The sequence below is a fragment of the Pseudomonas sp. P1.8 genome, assembly GCF_001269805.1.
Lineage (GTDB): Bacteria > Pseudomonadota > Gammaproteobacteria > Pseudomonadales > Pseudomonadaceae > Aquipseudomonas.
The window spans coordinates 237,783-253,641 of sequence record NZ_LHVM01000023.1; the positions used below are offsets into that span (position 1 = coordinate 237,783).

Annotated in this window: 21 protein-coding genes; 15 read left to right on the plus strand and 6 right to left on the minus strand. The window is 60.2% G+C overall.

Annotated elements, in window-relative coordinates:
• Nucleotides 1-172 precede the first annotated feature (172 nt).
• From AD668_RS25275 to AD668_RS25295, 5 genes are all read left to right on the plus strand, one after another.
• The gene (locus AD668_RS25275; RefSeq protein ID WP_053163278.1) at nt 173-745 is read left to right on the plus strand and encodes a YqgE/AlgH family protein; all 573 of its coding nucleotides are present in this window, start codon (nt 173-175) and stop codon (nt 743-745) included.
• Entirely contained in the window at nt 745-1,182 is a 438-nt protein-coding gene (ruvX, locus tag AD668_RS25280; protein WP_053163281.1) for a Holliday junction resolvase RuvX, read from the plus strand. Before AD668_RS25275 ends, ruvX begins: the two co-directional genes overlap by 1 nt.
• An 82-nt stretch (nt 1,183-1,264) precedes the next feature.
• Nucleotides 1,265-1,768, plus strand: coding sequence for a bifunctional pyr operon transcriptional regulator/uracil phosphoribosyltransferase PyrR (pyrR, locus tag AD668_RS25285; RefSeq protein ID WP_053163284.1), 504 nt, complete (start codon nt 1,265-1,267; stop codon nt 1,766-1,768).
• 27 nt (nt 1,769-1,795) lie between these two features.
• On the plus strand, nt 1,796-2,800 hold the full coding sequence (locus tag AD668_RS25290) for an aspartate carbamoyltransferase catalytic subunit (RefSeq protein WP_053163287.1): 1,005 nt from the start codon (nt 1,796-1,798) through the stop codon (nt 2,798-2,800).
• On the plus strand, nt 2,797-4,068 hold the full coding sequence (locus AD668_RS25295) for a dihydroorotase (protein WP_053163290.1): 1,272 nt from the start codon (nt 2,797-2,799) through the stop codon (nt 4,066-4,068). The genes AD668_RS25290 and AD668_RS25295 overlap by 4 nt, the downstream gene beginning before the upstream one ends.
• Nucleotides 4,069-4,160: 92 nt before the next feature.
• On the opposite strand, the gene AD668_RS25300 is transcribed toward AD668_RS25295, so the two are convergent.
• On the minus strand, nt 4,161-4,580 hold the full coding sequence (locus AD668_RS25300; RefSeq protein ID WP_053163293.1) for a TM2 domain-containing protein: 420 nt from the start codon (nt 4,578-4,580) through the stop codon (nt 4,161-4,163).
• A gap of 249 nt (nt 4,581-4,829) precedes the next feature.
• Here AD668_RS25300 and AD668_RS25305 point away from each other — a divergent pair, with 249 nt between their 5' ends.
• Nucleotides 4,830-5,447, plus strand: coding sequence for a C40 family peptidase (locus AD668_RS25305; RefSeq protein WP_053163296.1), 618 nt, complete (start codon nt 4,830-4,832; stop codon nt 5,445-5,447).
• 103 nt (nt 5,448-5,550) lie between these two features.
• On the opposite strand, the gene AD668_RS25310 is transcribed toward AD668_RS25305, so the two are convergent.
• Nucleotides 5,551-6,585, minus strand: a complete 1,035-nt coding sequence (locus AD668_RS25310) for a type IV pilus twitching motility protein PilT (protein WP_053163299.1) — start codon at nt 6,583-6,585, stop codon at nt 5,551-5,553.
• Nucleotides 6,586-6,641: 56 nt separating this feature from the next.
• Between AD668_RS25310 and AD668_RS25315 the strand changes: the two genes are divergently transcribed.
• The 9 genes from AD668_RS25315 (at nt 6,642) to AD668_RS25355 (ending at nt 13,323) form a co-directional block, all read left to right on the plus strand.
• Nucleotides 6,642-7,328, plus strand: coding sequence for a YggS family pyridoxal phosphate-dependent enzyme (locus AD668_RS25315; RefSeq protein ID WP_053163301.1), 687 nt, complete (start codon nt 6,642-6,644; stop codon nt 7,326-7,328).
• Between the two features lie 36 nt (nt 7,329-7,364).
• Nucleotides 7,365-8,183 carry a pyrroline-5-carboxylate reductase gene (proC, locus tag AD668_RS25320; RefSeq protein ID WP_053163305.1) on the plus strand — a complete coding sequence of 273 codons (819 nt, stop codon included), beginning with the start codon at nt 7,365-7,367 and terminating at the stop codon, nt 8,181-8,183.
• Between the two features lie 10 nt (nt 8,184-8,193).
• A complete protein-coding gene (locus AD668_RS25325; RefSeq protein ID WP_053163308.1) occupies nt 8,194-8,784 on the plus strand; it encodes a YggT family protein in 591 nt (196 codons plus the stop codon).
• A gap of 182 nt (nt 8,785-8,966) precedes the next feature.
• Nucleotides 8,967-10,106 carry a homoserine O-acetyltransferase gene (locus AD668_RS25330; RefSeq protein ID WP_053163311.1) on the plus strand — a complete coding sequence of 380 codons (1,140 nt, stop codon included), beginning with the start codon at nt 8,967-8,969 and terminating at the stop codon, nt 10,104-10,106.
• A 7-nt stretch (nt 10,107-10,113) separates the two neighbouring features.
• Complete coding sequence (gene metW / locus AD668_RS25335) at nt 10,114-10,734, plus strand: methionine biosynthesis protein MetW (protein ID WP_053163314.1); 621 nt, start codon at nt 10,114-10,116, stop codon at nt 10,732-10,734.
• Nucleotides 10,735-10,760: 26 nt separating this feature from the next.
• Nucleotides 10,761-11,195, plus strand: coding sequence for a DUF4426 domain-containing protein (locus AD668_RS25340; RefSeq protein WP_053163317.1), 435 nt, complete (start codon nt 10,761-10,763; stop codon nt 11,193-11,195).
• Nucleotides 11,192-11,788 carry an RdgB/HAM1 family non-canonical purine NTP pyrophosphatase gene (rdgB, locus tag AD668_RS25345; protein ID WP_053163320.1) on the plus strand — a complete coding sequence of 199 codons (597 nt, stop codon included), beginning with the start codon at nt 11,192-11,194 and terminating at the stop codon, nt 11,786-11,788. The genes AD668_RS25340 and rdgB overlap by 4 nt, the downstream gene beginning before the upstream one ends.
• Nucleotides 11,785-12,990 (plus strand): radical SAM family heme chaperone HemW, encoded by a 1,206-nt coding sequence (gene hemW, locus AD668_RS25350; protein ID WP_053163323.1) that lies wholly within the window; start codon nt 11,785-11,787, stop codon nt 12,988-12,990. Before rdgB ends, hemW begins: the two co-directional genes overlap by 4 nt.
• Nucleotides 12,991-12,999: 9 nt before the next feature.
• Complete coding sequence (locus AD668_RS25355) at nt 13,000-13,323, plus strand: DUF3392 domain-containing protein (RefSeq protein WP_053163326.1); 324 nt, start codon at nt 13,000-13,002, stop codon at nt 13,321-13,323.
• Nucleotides 13,324-13,442: 119 nt separating this feature from the next.
• On the opposite strand, the gene trmB is transcribed toward AD668_RS25355, so the two are convergent.
• From trmB to AD668_RS25375, 4 genes are all read right to left on the minus strand, one after another.
• Nucleotides 13,443-14,168, minus strand: a complete 726-nt coding sequence (gene trmB, locus AD668_RS25360) for a tRNA (guanosine(46)-N7)-methyltransferase TrmB (protein WP_053163329.1) — start codon at nt 14,166-14,168, stop codon at nt 13,443-13,445.
• A gap of 9 nt (nt 14,169-14,177) precedes the next feature.
• The gene (locus tag AD668_RS25365; protein ID WP_053163332.1) at nt 14,178-14,972 is read right to left on the minus strand and encodes a thiazole synthase; all 795 of its coding nucleotides are present in this window, start codon (nt 14,970-14,972) and stop codon (nt 14,178-14,180) included.
• 60 nt (nt 14,973-15,032) lie between these two features.
• Complete coding sequence (gene thiS, locus AD668_RS25370; RefSeq protein ID WP_053163830.1) at nt 15,033-15,233, minus strand: sulfur carrier protein ThiS; 201 nt, start codon at nt 15,231-15,233, stop codon at nt 15,033-15,035.
• Between the two features lie 187 nt (nt 15,234-15,420).
• Nucleotides 15,421-15,792: a DUF423 domain-containing protein gene (locus AD668_RS25375; RefSeq protein ID WP_053163335.1), complete on the minus strand. Its 372-nt coding sequence runs from the start codon at nt 15,790-15,792 to the stop codon at nt 15,421-15,423.
• Between the last annotated feature and the right edge of the window lie 67 nt (nt 15,793-15,859).

A 15,859-nucleotide genomic window follows, 5' to 3' on the forward strand; every position in this document is an offset into this window, starting at 1 on the left:
ACCTGTAGGAGCCGGCTTGCTGGCGATGGCGTCCTTGAAATCGCATTCGCCAGCAAGCCGGCTCCTACAGGACCGCGTTACACCCGTTTGACCGTGCGAACCAGCGACCAATCTCAAGCAAACATCACTCCCCAGCTTGTCAGTTTGCCCCTCGAACGCCACACTAGCGCTCATGAAAAACGTCAGCCCCAGCTACCTCAAGCATCAATTCCTGATCGCCATGCCACACATGGCCGACCCGAACTTTGCGCACACCTTGACCTACATCGTCGAGCACACGGCCAATGGAGCCATGGGGCTGGTGGTCAACCGTCCGCAAGAACTGAGTCTGGCCGATATCCTTGAGCAACTGCGCCCGGATATCGAACCTCCAGCACTCTGCCAGCATGTGCCGATCTTCATCGGTGGACCGGTTCAAACTGACCGTGGTTTCGTCTTGCACCCGAAAGGTCAGAGCTTCCAGGCAACCGTTGATCTGGAAGACGAATTGTCCCTATCGACCTCCCAGGATGTGCTGTTCGCCATCGCTGACGGCGTGGGCCCGGCAAAAAGCCTGATCGCCCTCGGTTACGCCGGGTGGGAAGCCGGGCAGCTGGAGGCCGAGCTGGCGCAGAACGCTTGGCTCAATTGCCCGTTTGACCCCGACATCCTGTTCAACACCAGCAGCGAGTTGCGCCTGGAAGCGGCGGCCAAACACCTGGGCGTCAATCTCAACCTGCTCACCAGCCAGGCGGGGCACGCCTGATGGCCCTGAAGCTGATTCTGGGTTTTGACTACGGCACCAAACAGATCGGCGTTGCGGTCGGCCAGGTGATCACCGGCCAGGCCCGCGAGCTGTGCACCCTCAAAGCACAGAACGGCATCCCCGACTGGAACCAGGTCGAAGCCCTCATTAAAGAGTGGAAACCTGACGCCGTGGTGGTCGGCCTGCCCCTGAACATGGACGGCACGCCGAGCGACATGTGCCTGCGAGCGGAAAAATTCGCCCGTCGCCTGAACGGCCGTTTCAACCTGCCCTTCTACACCCACGATGAACGCCTGACGACCTTTGAAGCCAAAGGTGAGCGCCGCGATCGCGGCGGACAAAAGGGCAGCTACCGCGACAACCCGGTCGATGCCATCGCCGCGGCCCTGCTGCTGCAAGGCTGGCTCGACGAAAACACTGCATTGTTCGAATCCTGACGAGTCGTTAATACGCCTCCCTTAGCTACAACCCGAGCCTGCCGTTGAAGCAGCACCGGCTCGGGCCCAAGAAGGAGCAACCATGAGCCTGCCCAATCCCGCCGAACTGATCAGCCAGATGGCCACGCGCCTCAAGGCCCACCTGGAACACCGTGGCATCAGCGAGCCGCGTTTCATCGGCATTCGTACCGGCGGCGTCTGGGTCGCCCAGGCCTTGCTCAAGGAATTGGGCAACGACGAGCCTCTCGGCACCCTGGATGTTTCCTTCTATCGCGATGACTTCAGCCAGAACGGCCTGCATCCGCAGGTGCGCCCTTCGGCGCTGCCGTTCGAGATCGAAGGCCAGCACCTGGTGCTGATCGACGACGTGCTGATGAGCGGCCGGACCATCCGCGCCGCCATGAACGAACTGTTCGACTACGGCCGCCCGGCCAGCGTGACGCTGGTCTGCCTGCTGGACCTGGATGCCGGCGAACTGCCGATCCGCCCGAACGTGGTCGGCGCGACCCTGTCGCTGGCCGCCCACGAGCGCGTGAAGCTGTCCGGTCCGGAGCTTGCGCTCGAACTGCAAGACCTCGCCCTTTAATTCGCCCTATTGAGAGTCCCCCTCGCGATGACGCCTCTAGAAACCAAGCGCCCGCTGCAGCTCAATGATCAGGGCCAGCTGCGTCACTTCCTCTCGCTCGACGGTTTGCGCCGCGAGCTGTTGACGGAAATCCTCGACACCGCCGACTCCTTCCTGGAAGTCGGCGCCCGGGCGGTGAAAAAAGTCCCGTTGTTGCGCGGCAAGACCGTGTGCAACGTGTTCTTCGAGAACTCGACCCGCACCCGCACCACCTTCGAACTGGCGGCCCAGCGCCTGTCGGCGGACGTGATTACCCTGAACGTATCGACATCATCGGCGAGCAAGGGTGAAACCTTGCTCGATACCCTGCGCAACCTCGAAGCCATGGCCGCCGATATGTTCGTCGTGCGCCACGGCGACTCCGGTGCCGCGCACTTCATCGCCGAGCATGTGTGCCCGCAAGTGGCGATCATCAACGGCGGCGACGGCCGACACGCACACCCGACCCAGGGCATGCTCGACATGCTCACCATCCGCCGACACAAGGGCGGCTTCGAAAACCTTTCGGTGGCCATCGTCGGCGACATCCTGCACTCGCGGGTGGCTCGCTCGAACATGCTGGCGCTCAAAACCCTCGGCTGCCCGGATATCCGCGTAATCGCGCCGAAAACCCTGTTGCCGATCGGCATCGAGCAATACGGCGTGAAGGTTTACACCGACATGGCCGAAGGCCTGAAAGACGTCGACGTGGTGATCATGCTGCGTCTGCAACGCGAGCGCATGACCGGTGGCCTGCTGCCGAGTGAAGGCGAGTTCTACCGCCTGTTTGGCCTGACCACCGCGCGCCTGGCCGGGGCCAAGCCCGATTGCATCGTCATGCACCCGGGGCCGATAAACCGTGGGGTGGAGATTGAGTCGGCGGTGGCCGATGGCCCGCACTCGGTGATCCTCAACCAGGTGACCTACGGCATCGCGATTCGTATGGCCGTGCTGTCCATGGCCATGAGCGGGCAGACTGCGCAACGTCAATTCGAGCAGGAGAACGCCCAGTGAAGCTCAGCATTCTCGGCGCACGCGTCATCGATCCAAGCAGCGGCCTGGATCAAGTTACCGACATCCATATCGAAGCCTGCAAGATCGTCGCCCTTGGCGCCGCACCGGCCGGTTTTGTCGCCGTCGACACCCTTGACGCCCAAAGTCTGGTGGCCGCGCCTGGCCTGGTCGACCTTAACGTCGCCCTGCGCGAGCCAGGCTACAGCCGTAAAGGCTCGATTGTCAGCGAAACCCGCGCCGCCGCGGCCGGTGGCGTCACCAGCCTGTGCTGCCCGCCAAAAACCAAACCGGTGCTGGACACCTCGGCCGTGGCCGAACTGATCCTTGATCGGGCACGCGAAGCCGGCAACACCAAAGTTTTCCCGATCGGTGCCCTGAGCAAAGGCCTGGACGGCGAACAACTGGCTGAACTGGTCGCCCTGCGCGATGCCGGCTGCGTAGCCTTCGGCAACGGCCTGGAAAGCTTCCGCAACACCCGCACCCTGTGCCGGGCCCTGGAATACGCGGCCACCTTCGATCTGACGGTAATTTTCAATTCCCAGGATCACGACCTCGCCGAGGGCGGACTCGCCCACGAAGGCCCGACCGCGAGCTTCCTTGGCCTGCCGGGCATTCCGGAAAGCGCCGAAACCGTGGCCCTGGCCCGGGACCTGCTGCTGGTTGAGCAAAGTGGCGTGCGTGCGCACTTCAGCCAGCTCACCAGTGCCCGTGGCGTGGAATTGATTGCCCAGGCTCAGGCTCGCGGGCTGAAAGTCACAGCAGACGTAGCGCTGTATCAGCTGATTCTGACCGACGAAGCCTTGATCGACTTCAGCAGCCTGTATCACGTGCAGCCACCGCTGCGCACCCGCGCCGACCGCGACGGCCTGCGTGCTGCCGTAAAGTCGGGGGTGATCTCGGCCATTTCCAGTCATCACCAACCCCACGAACGCGACGCCAAACTGGCACCGTTCGGCGCGACCGAACCGGGCATCAGCAGTGTTGAATTGCTCCTGCCCCTGGCGATGACGCTGGTGGAAGACGGCTTGCTGGATTTGCCGACGCTACTGGCACGCCTCAGCGCCGGCCCTGCCGAGGCGTTGCGCCTGCCAGCAGGAAAACTGGCGGTGGGTGGTGCGGCGGACATCGTGCTGTTCGACCCTGCAGCTTCGACCGTCGCGGGTGAAACCTGGCTGTCGAAGGGCGAGAACTGCCCGTTCATTGGCCACAGCCTGCCGGGCGTGGTGCGCTATACCCTGGTGGACGGACGGATCAGCCACCAGGCGTAAAAACAAAAAGATCGCAGCCTGCGGCAGCTCCTACGGGGAAACGCATATTCCCGTGTAGGAGCTGCCGCAGGCTGCGATCTTTTGATCTTCGCTTATCGGCTCTGGGCGTTACGCACCGAAACCTGATCATTCAACGTCCAAAAGTCATACAGCACTCCCAGAAAGAACAACCCGCCCGTTACCAGGTACAGCAGCCCGCTGATCCATTTCCCCTGATACATCCGGTGCACACCGAATACGCCGAGAAACGTCAGCAGAATCCACGCCACGTTGTATTCGATCGGCCCAGCGGTAAACCGAAAATCAGCCTCACGGTCCATCGCCGGGATCAGGAACAGGTCGATAAGCCAGCCAATCCCCAACAATCCAAAGGTGAAGAACCAGATCGTCCCGGTCACCGGCTTGCCGTAATAGAAGCGGTGAGCGCCGGTAAAGCCGAAAACCCACAGCAAATAACCGATGACTTTGCTGTGGGTGTCTTGCTGTTGGACAGCTTGTTGATAGGGGTTCATGGATAACCTCGTTTCACACGATAGATAAATATTGTTGAATTCTTTGTGACTTTTTTACAGGCACCCGACGTACGGCAAGTGCTATGGTCCTTCCCGCCAAAGCCTTATAGAGCCTGACTTCTGTCCGACAATTGCTTCTAAAAGACGCTTTTTTAGTTCCACCGAACAAAAGCTGAATCGACCAACGGCCTCGGAAGCACAAAAAAAGCTGTTATAAAGTTGCGCGTTCACCTATTCGAGCCCTGCCTAATGCGTTCATTTTTAAAGACATGGCTAACCATTTGCCTTTTGATGCCACTGGCCGCCCACGCCACCAATCGTGAGCAACGTCTTCCAAACGTTAATGGTTACACCCCAAAATCCCACGCTTCTGCTCCATCCAGCAAAAGCAATAAATCGGTCAAAAACGCTCCAGAGTTGACCAGCAAAAGCAGCCTGGTGCCACCTATGGCATCCAAGGAAAGCAGCAACGTGCTGAGCCGCGCCGTAAACGTCCTGGGTACACCGTACCGCTGGGGCGGTAGCAGCCCGAGCAAAGGCTTCGATTGCAGCGGCCTGGTAAAATACGCGTTCAACGACGCCACCTTTGACCTGCCACGCACTTCCAATGCCATGGCCAGCGGTCATGGGGAGAAAGTCGATCGCGAAGACCTGAAACCCGGCGACCTGATTTTCTTCAACATCAAGAGCCGTCGAGTCAACCACGTAGCCATCTACCTGGGCAACGACCGCTTCATCCACGCACCGCGCCGCGGCAAGTCGGTTTCCATCGACACCTTGAAGAAACCGTACTGGGAAAAACACTACGTCGTTGCCAAACGTGTACTGCCAAAAGAACAGAACGCGTTGCGGGTTGTTCAGCGCTGATTGGCGGCAAGAGCAAAAGATCGCAGCCTTCGGCAGCTCCTACGCAGGGTTCGTATTTCCCTGTAGGAGCTGCCGGAGCTGCGATCTTTTGCTGTCAGCATTATCAAAAACCATCCGGTGACCGCGCCTTCTCCCGCGCATGCTCGCGACTGATCAACCCCCTGCCCACCAAATCCTTCAAGCTCATATCCAGCGTCTGCATCCCCAGCGACCCGCCCGCCTGAATAGATGAATACATCTGCGCCACCTTGTTCTCGCGGATCAAATTCCGGATCGCCGACGTCCCCAGCATGATCTCGTGCGCGGCAATGCGCCCGCCGCCAACCTTCTTGACCAGCGCCTGCGATACCACCGCCACTAGCGATTCAGAGAGCATCGAACGCACCATCGCCTTCTCGTCACCTGGAAACACGTCCACCACCCGGTCGATCGTTTTCGCCGCCGATGTGGTGTGCAGCGTGCCGAACACAAGGTGGCCGGTTTCGGCGGCCGTCAACGCCAGGCGAATGGTTTCCAGGTCACGCATCTCCCCCACCAGAATCACGTCCGGGTCTTCGCGCAACGCCGAGCGCAGAGCCGTGGCGAAACTGCGGGTGTCACGGTGCACCTCGCGCTGATTGATCAGGCATTTACGCGGCTCGTGCACGAATTCGACAGGGTCTTCGATGGTAAGGATGTGGTGATGGCGGTGGGTGTTGAGGTAATCGATCATCGCCGCCAGCGTGGTGGACTTGCCAGACCCGGTCGGGCCGGTCACCAACACCAGGCCCCGCGGCGCATCAGTCATTTTTCGAAACACTTCGCCCATGCCCAGCTCTTCCATGCTTTGCACTTTCGAGGGAATGGTGCGGAACACCGCACCTGCGCCCCGGTTTTGGTTGAACGCATTGACCCGAAAACGAGCCACACCGGGGATTTCGAACGAAAAGTCGGTTTCCAGATGCGCCTCGAAGTCCTCCTTCTGGGTATCGCTCATGATGGCATGGATCAGCGCCAGCACCTGCTTGTGGTCCATGGCGGGCAGATTGATGCGCCGCACATCGCCGTCCACCCGAATCATCGGCGGCAGACCGGCAGACAAGTGCAGGTCGGACGCGCCCTGTCTGGCGCTGAACGCCAGCAGCTCAGTGATATCCATTGCGCCCCTCAATTCCAGTAGAATGCCGCGAACCTTCAGACCGCTGGCGCTTATTGATGTCCACCATAGCAGACAACATTCTCCAGGTTAGTTCGCGCATACATGCCGCATCACTTGCTGCCAAACGTGCCGAAAACAGCGTCCAGTTGCTGGCCGTGAGCAAGACCAAACCCGCCGAAGCCCTGCGCGAAGCGTATGCCGCCGGCCTGCGTGATTTTGGCGAAAACTACCTGCAAGAGGCACTGGGCAAGCAGCTTGAACTGGCCGACCTGCCCTTGATCTGGCACTTCATCGGCCCCATTCAATCGAACAAGACTCGCGCTATCGCCGAGCATTTCGACTGGGTGCACTCCGTGGATCGTCTGAAAATCGCACAACGCCTGTCCGAACAACGCCCTGCCGATTTGCCGCCCCTGAATATCTGCATTCAGGTCAACGTCAGCGGTGAGGCCAGCAAATCCGGCTGCACTGCGGCCGACCTTCCAGCCTTGGCCAACGCCATCAACGCCTTGCCGCACCTGAAGTTGCGTGGACTGATGGCGATTCCCGAGCCGACTGAAGATCGCGCCGCGCAGGATGCTGCTTTTGCTGCCGTACAAAGCCTGAAAGACAGCCTGAACCTGCCTCTAGACACACTTTCCATGGGCATGAGCCACGACCTGGAGTCGGCCATCGCCCAAGGCGCTACCTGGGTGCGGATTGGTACCGCCCTGTTTGGCGCCCGTGATTACGATCGGTCATAACCCATGGCCGCTTCTCTTCTTTTATAAGGACCTGACATGAGCAAGACGCGTATTGCCTTTATCGGTGCCGGCAACATGGCCGCCAGCCTGATCGGCGGCCTGCGGGCCAAGGGTCTGGATGCCGCGCAGATCCGCGCCAGCGATCCGGGCGAGGAGACTCGCGCCCGCGTGAGCGCCGAGCATGGCATCGAAACCTTTGCCGACAACGCCCAGGCCATCGAAGGCGCCGACGTGGTCGTGCTGGCGGTAAAACCCCAGGCGATGAAAACCGTCTGCGAAGCCATTCGCCAAAGCCTCAAACCAGGTCAGCTGGTGGTATCGATTGCCGCCGGTATTACCTGTGCCAGCATGAACAACTGGCTCGGTGCCCAGCCCATCGTGCGCTGCATGCCAAATACCCCAGCCCTCTTGCGCCAGGGTGTGAGTGGTTTGTTCGCTACCGCCGAAGTGACTGCCGAGCAGCGTCAGCAGGCTCAAGAACTGCTGTCCGCAGTCGGCATCGCCCTGTGGCTGGATGAGGAGCAGCAACTGGACGCCGTCACCGCCGTTTCCGGTTCGGGTCCGGCGTACTTTTTCCTGCTGATCGAAGCCATGACCGCTGCCGGGGTAAAACTTGGCCTGCCAGCAGACATCGCGGCGCAGCTCACCTTGCAAACCGCACTGGGTGCCGCACACATGGCAGTCGCAAGCGACGTCGACGCCGCCGAACTGCGCCGCCGCGTGACTTCACCTGCGGGCACAACCGAAGCCGCCATCAAGTCGTTCCAGGCCAACGGTTTCGAAGCCCTGGTCGAAAAAGCACTCGGCGCCGCCGCGCACCGCTCGGCCGAGATGGCCGAACAACTGGGCAACTAAGGAGCTTTTCATGATTGGATTGAACACCGCAGCGGTTTACGTGCTGCAAACCCTCGGCAGCCTGTACCTGCTGATCGTGTTGTTGCGTTTCGTGCTGCAACTGGTGCGCGCAAACTTCTATAACCCGCTCTGCCAGTTCGCCGTGAAGGCGACCCAGCCGCTGCTCAAGCCACTGCGCCGGATTATCCCGAGCATGTTCGGCCTGGACATGTCCTCCCTGGTGCTGGCGATTCTGGTGCAACTGGCGCTGATGGCCCTGACCCTGCTGCTGACCTACGGCACCACCGGCAACCCGTTGCAACTGCTGATCTGGTCGCTCATCGGCGTGACCGCGCTGTTCCTGAAGATATTCTTCTTCGCCCTGATCATCAGCGTGATCCTCTCCTGGGTCGCGCCAGGCAGCCATAATCCGGGCGCTGAGCTGGTCAACGACATCTGCGAACCGGCCCTGGCGCCGTTCCGCAAGATTCTGCCCAACCTGGGCGGCCTGGATCTGTCGCCGATCTTCGCGTTCCTGGCACTCAAGCTGATCGACATGCTGGTGATCAACAACCTCGCCGCCATGACGATGATGCCGGAAATCCTGCGCCTTCTGATCTGATCGTGTCATCGTTCATCGCTAGCAAGCTCGCTCCTACATTGGAATGCATTCCCCCTGTAGGAGCGAGCTCGCTCGCGATGGCCACACCTCGGTCCTACAGGGAACATTCAGGCCCGATCGTTGCTTGCCGCTAACCCCAGCGGTCTTTAGACTTACGCCTCATTTCAATGAGAGCAGGGTCGATGCCAGCTGCCTTCCCCCCCGATTCTGTTGGTCTGGTGACGCCGCAAACGGCGCACTTCAGCGAACCCTTGGCGTTGGCCTGCGGTCGCTCGCTTCCAGCCTATGACCTGATCTACGAAACCTACGGCACGCTGAACGCCGCGGCGAGCAACGCCGTACTGATCTGTCACGCCTTGTCAGGCCACCACCACGCCGCCGGTTATCACAGTGTCGACGACCGAAAACCCGGTTGGTGGGACAGCTGCATCGGCCCGGGCAAACCGATCGATACCAGCAAGTTCTTCGTGGTCAGCCTGAACAACCTGGGTGGCTGCAACGGTTCGACCGGCCCGAGCAGCATCAATCCTGACACCGGCAAGCCGTTCGGCGCTGACTTCCCCGTCTTGACCGTCGAGGATTGGGTGCACAGCCAGGCGCGTCTGGCGGATCGACTGGGCATCGCCCGGTTTGCGGCCGTAATCGGCGGCAGCCTCGGTGGCATGCAGGCGATGCAGTGGAGCATCACCTACCCTGACCGCATCCGCCATTGCCTGGCCATCGCCTCGGCACCCAAACTGTCGGCACAGAACATCGCCTTCAACGAAGTGGCCCGCCAGGCGATCCTCACAGACCCTGAATTCCACGGCGGTTCGTTCCAGGAACACAACGTCATCCCCAAACGCGGACTGATGCTCGCACGGATGGTCGGACACATCACGTACCTGTCCGACGATTCCATGGGTGAGAAATTCGGTCGCGGCCTCAAAAGCGAAAAGCTCAACTACGACTTCCACAGCGTCGAGTTCCAGGTCGAAAGCTACCTGCGCTATCAGGGCGAAGAGTTCTCCGGGCGTTTTGATGCCAACACTTATCTGTTGATGACCAAAGCCCTGGACTACTTCGATCCGGCGGCCAACTTCGACGATAACCTGGCCAAAACATTCGAAAACGCCACAGCCAAGTTCTGCGTGATGTCGTTTACCACCGACTGGCGCTTCTCCCCTGCCCGCTCGCGGGAACTGGTGGACGCGCTGATGGCTGCGCGCAAGGACGTCTGTTATCTGGAAATCGACGCGCCGCAAGGCCACGACGCCTTCCTGATTCCGATCCCGCGTTACTTGCAGGCATTCGGCAATTACATGAACCGCATTACGTTGTGAGATAGCCATGAGAGCTGATCTGGAAATCATCCAGGAATGGATCCCCGCCGGCAGCCGCGTGCTCGACCTCGGTTGCGGCGACGGCGAGCTGCTGACCTGGCTGCGCGACAACAAGCAAGTGACCGGCTACGGCCTGGAAAACGATGCGGACAACATCGCCGAGTGCGTGGCCAAGGGCATCAACGTCATCGAACAGGACCTCGACAAAGGCCTGGGCAACTTTGCCAGCAATAGTTTTGACGTCGTGGTCATGACCCAGGCGCTGCAAGCGGTGCACTACCCGGACAAGATCCTCGACGAGATGCTGCGCGTCGGCCGCCAGTGCATCATCACCTTCCCCAATTTCGGCCACTGGCGCTGCCGCTGGTACCTGGCGAGCAAGGGACGGATGCCGGTTTCCGAGTTTCTGCCGTACACCTGGTACAACACGCCGAACATCCACTTCTGCACCTTCGCCGACTTTGAAGCCTTGTGCCGCGAACGTGAAGCGAAGGTCATTGATCGGCTTGCCGTGGATCAACAGCATCGACACGGGTGGGCCAGTAAGCTTTGGCCTAATCTGTTAGGTGAGATCGGTATTTACCGCGTCAGCAGCCCGGGGCTTGCAGACCACAAGGTCGCGGTCTGAACCACCACATTTCGAGGAGAACGATCATGGGTCGTCTAGCGCTGTTTCTACTCACTGCCTGCCTGAGCGTCGGCGCCATCGCCGCGGACGCGATCAAGGGTGATCGCCAGGAAACATTCGGCGACGTGACGGTGCACTACAACACCTTCAACTCCACCTTCCTGACACCGGACATTGCCAAAGCAGCGGAACTCACCCGCAGCAAGAACCAGGGCGTGATCAATATTTCGGTCATCAAGGAAGGCAAGCCGCTGATGGCCCAGGTGAGCGGCTCGGTCAAGGACCTGACTAGCCAGAGTGTTCCTCTGCAGTTCAGACAGATCACCGAACAAGGCGCGATCTACTACATCGCGCAATACCCGGTGGATCAGCAGGAAGTCCGTACCTTCGACATCAAGGTGCAGACCGGCGACAAAATCAACACCATCAATTTCAACCAAGAGCTCTTCCCCGGCCAATGATCAACTTCACGCAACTCGTATTGGCCAGCCATAACGCCGGCAAACTCAAAGAACTCCAGGCCATGCTCGGCGAGTCGGTGCAACTGCGCTCGATCGGCGAGTTCAGCAGCGTGGAGCCTGAAGAAACCGGCCTGTCGTTCGTCGAGAACGCCATCCTCAAAGCGCGTAATGCCGCACGCATTTCCGGCCTGCCGGCACTGGCCGACGATTCCGGGCTGGCGGTGGATTTCCTCGGCGGTGCGCCGGGTATCTATTCGGCGCGTTATGCCGATGGCAAGGGCGATGCGGCGAACAACGCCAAACTGCTCGACGTGTTGAAAAACGTGCCTGAAGCCGAACGCGGCGCGCAGTTCGTCTGCGTTCTGGCGCTGGTGCGTCATGCTGATGATCCGTTACCGATCCTCTGCGAAGGTCTGTGGCACGGGCGCATCCTGACCGCCGCCAGTGGCGAGCACGGTTTTGGCTACGACCCGCTGTTCTGGGTGCCGGAACGCGACTGCTCCAGCGCCGAGTTGAGCCCAGGCGACAAGAACCAGATCAGCCACCGCGCCCGTGCAATGGATTTGCTGCGCCAGCGCCTGGGCTTGAAATGACCCCTGAATCATCCGCTTCGCCGCTGATCTTCGGCGGCGATGCGCAATCGCCGCGGGCCGCCCTGCCCGTGCTGCCACCTCTCGCACTGTACATCCACATCCCGTGGTGCGTTCGCAAATGCCCATATTGCGACTTCAACTCTCACACCGCCAGCCCTGTGCTGCCGGAAGAAGAGTACGTCGATGCACTGCTGGCGGATCTCGATCAGGATCTGCACGCGGTTTATGGCCGAGAGTTGAGTTCGGTCTTCTTTGGTGGCGGCACGCCCAGCCTGTTCAGTGCCGAGGCATTGGGGCGCCTGCTCAAAGGCGTCGAACAGCGCATCCCGTTTGCCAGCGATATCGAAATCACGCTGGAAGCCAATCCGGGGACTTTCGAACAAGACAAGTTTGTGGCGTACCGGAAACTGGGGATCAATCGCCTGTCGATCGGCATCCAGAGCTTCCAACAGGAAAAACTTCAGGCGCTGGGGCGGATTCACAACGGTGACGAAGCGATACGCGCGGCCGGCATGGCACGGCAGGCCGGGTTCGATAATTTCAATCTGGACCTGATGCATGGCTTGCCCGATCAATCCCTGGACGACGCTCTGAACGACCTGCGCACCGCCATCGCCCTGAAACCGACGCATCTGTCGTGGTATCAGCTGACCCTGGAACCGAACACCGTGTTCTGGAACCAACCGCCGACGCTGCCGGAAGACGACACGCTGTGGGACATTCAGGAAGCGGGGCAAGCGCTGCTGGCCGAACACGGTTACGCGCAATACGAAGTTTCGGCCTACGCACAACCCGGACGCCCGGCGCGGCATAACCTCAATTACTGGAGTTTTGGCGACTTCATCGGTATCGGTGCCGGTGCTCACGGCAAGCTCAGCCATCCGGACGGGCGCATCGTCCGCACCTGGAAAACGCGCTTGCCAAAGGATTACCTGAACCCGGCAAAAAGCTTCAAGGCAGGTGAGAAAGCGCTGACCAATGATGAAATGCCGTTCGAATTTCTGATGAACGCGCTGCGTCTGACTGAAGGCGTCGAATCGCGTCTTTATCCAGAGCGCACCGGGCTGACGCTGGAAAGCCTCGCCGAAGCGCGTCGCGAAGCCGAACAAAGTGGCCTGTTGCAGGTCGAACCGTCACGTTTGGCGGCAACCGAGCGCGGACAACTCTTCCTCAACGACTTGCTGCAGAAATTTCTGACATAAGGAAATCGAATGGATTTGGTACTCGACCTGCTCGCCACTGTTTCTCGCTGGAGCCGCAGTAACCTCTCGGAAATCGCCCTGGCCCTGGTGGGCTGCCTGCTGGTGCTGTTCGGTGCCGATTTCAAAGGCTGGGTCGAGCAACGCCTGGGCAGCATCGCTGGCGCCTTGCGCGTACCGATGATGGCCCTGCTGTGCGTGATCGGCAGCGGTGCGGCGCTGATCTACGCCACGCCCTGGGTCGTGCGCGGCTTGAGCCAGTTCAACAACTACAGCCTGGCGCCGGTGTTGCTGGTGGTGTTGGTGTTGATTGGCGTCGTAGCCGACCGTCGCTGATTTCGGGTTGCCCAAAAACCTGTAGGAGCCGGCATGCTGGCGATGGCGGGTCAGCCACATCGATGTGGGCTGACACCATCGCCAGCAAGCCGGCTCCTACAGGTTTGAAGCGTTACGGCTCAGGACAGTTTTTCGAACTTCAAATCCCACACGCCATGCCCAAGACGTTCGCCACGGCGTTCGAACTTGGTGATCGGGCGCTCGGCCGGGCGTGGCACGCACTTGCCGTCTTCGGCGAGGTTACGGTAACCCGGCGCGACGTTCATCACTTCCAGCATGTACTCGGCATATGGCTCCCAATCGGTGGCCATGTGCAAAACGCCGCCTACTTTCAACTTGCTACGCACCAGCTCAGCGAAGGATGCCTGAACGATACGGCGCTTGTGGTGACGGCTCTTGTGCCACGGGTCCGGGAAAAACAGCATCAGGCGATCAAGGCTGTTATCGGCCACGCAGCGATTGAGCACTTCGATTGCATCGCAATCGTAGACCCGCAGGTTGGTCAGGCCTTGCGTCAGCACGCCATTGAGCAGCGCGCCGACACCCGGACGGTGAACTTCCACGCCGATGAAATCCTGCTCCGGCGACGCGGCGGCCATTTCCAGCAGCGAGTGGCCCATGCCGAAACCGATTTCCAGCGAGCGCGGCGCCGAGCGACCGAACACCTGGTCATAGTCCACCGGTGCCTCGGCCAACGGCAGCACGAACAGCGGCGTGCCCTGCTCCAGGCCTTTCTGTTGGCCTTCGGTCATGCGCCCGGCGCGCATCACGAAACTCTTGATGCGGCGGTGTTGGCGCTCGTCGCCTTCTTCCGTCTGGATTGGCGTGTCGTTCGATTCAGTCATCAATAGCTCTTACTTGATCAGACCATCCAGCGGCGAAGAGGCGCTGGCATAGAGTTTTTTCGGCATGCGGCCGGCGAGGTAAGCCATACGACCAGCAAGGATGGCGTGCTGCATGGCTTGGGCCATCATCACTGGCTGTTGGGCATGGGCGATGGCCGAGTTCATCAGCACAGCGTCGCAGCCCAGTTCCATTGCGATGGTCGCGTCGGATGCAGTACCGACACCCGCATCCACCAGCACTGGAATCCTGGCTTCTTCGAGGATGATTTGCAGGTTGTACGGATTGCAGATGCCCAGGCCCGAACCGATCAGACCGGCCAGCGGCATCACCGCGATGCAGCCGATTTCCGCCAATTGACGAGCGATGATCGGATCATCACTGGTGTAAACCATCACGTCGAAACCTTCCTTGACCAGCGTTTCGGCGGCCTTGAGGGTTTCAATCACGTTGGGGAACAGGGTTTTCTGGTCGGCCAGCACTTCCAGCTTCACCAGGTTGTGGCCATCAAGTAGCTCACGGGCCAGGCGGCAAGTGCGCACAGCTTCGACGGCGTCGTAGCATCCGGCAGTGTTCGGCAGGAAAGTGTAGCGATCAGGCGACAGTACTTCGAGCAGGTTCGGCTCGCCCTCGATCTGGCCAAGGTTGGTGCGGCGCACGGCGAAGGTCACGATCTCGGCACCCGAGGCTTCGATGGCCAGGCGGGTTTCTTCCATGTCACGGTACTTGCCGGTACCGACCAGCAAACGCGACTGGTAAGTACGACCGGCCAGGACGAAAGGCTTGTCGCTACGAACGATGCTCATGGGAAATCCTCTGTAGGGGTGAGGTACTTGCAGAATTCTGTCGGCCTGCGGGCCGGACGGCTAGCCGCCACCAATGGCGTGGACGACTTCGACGTTGTCGCCGTCGTTCAACGCGGTGTCTGCATGCTGACTGCGCGGGACGATATCCAGATTGAGTTCGACCGCCACCCGGCGACCGGTCAGGTCCAGACGGGCCAGCAGGGCCGCAACGGTTTCACCGTCGGGCAGTTCAAAGGATTCGCCGTTCAACTGAATGCGCATGCCGAATGCCGCCATCATTTTTAGGGGCAGGCATTCTAGCCCGATCAGTCAGACTGACCCAAGCCATTCGTCTTGAAATGCAATCCTGTAGGAGCTGCCGCAGGCTGCGATCTTTTGACTTTGATTTTTAGAATCAAAGGATCGCAGCCTGCGGCAGCTCCTACAGGGCCAGGTCAAGCGATAAAGTTCAGGTCAGGCGCCAGGCGGCCAACCCAAGGCAAAACCAGCCCACCAGAAACGCCAGACCGCCGAATGGCGTGATGATCCCAAGTTTGCTGACACCGGTCAGCGTCAACAGATACAGGCTGCCGGAGAACAACAAGATGCCAATAGCAAAGGATGCGCCCGCCCAGGTCACAAGACGCCCGGGGACCTGCGTGGCCAGCAAGGCGACGCCCAACAACGCCAGGGTGTGCACCAACTGATAGGTGACACCGGTATGAAAAATCGCCAGGTACTCGGCGCTCAGGCGGTTTTTCAAGCCATGAGCGGCAAACGCCCCAAGACCGACACCGGTGAAGCCGAAAAAAGCAGCCAGCATCAAAAAGCCACGCAGCATGAAGAACTCCAGTCAGTCTCGATCAGCAGGGTCTGTATAATGGCCCGCTCAACGGGTTCGGCCAAGC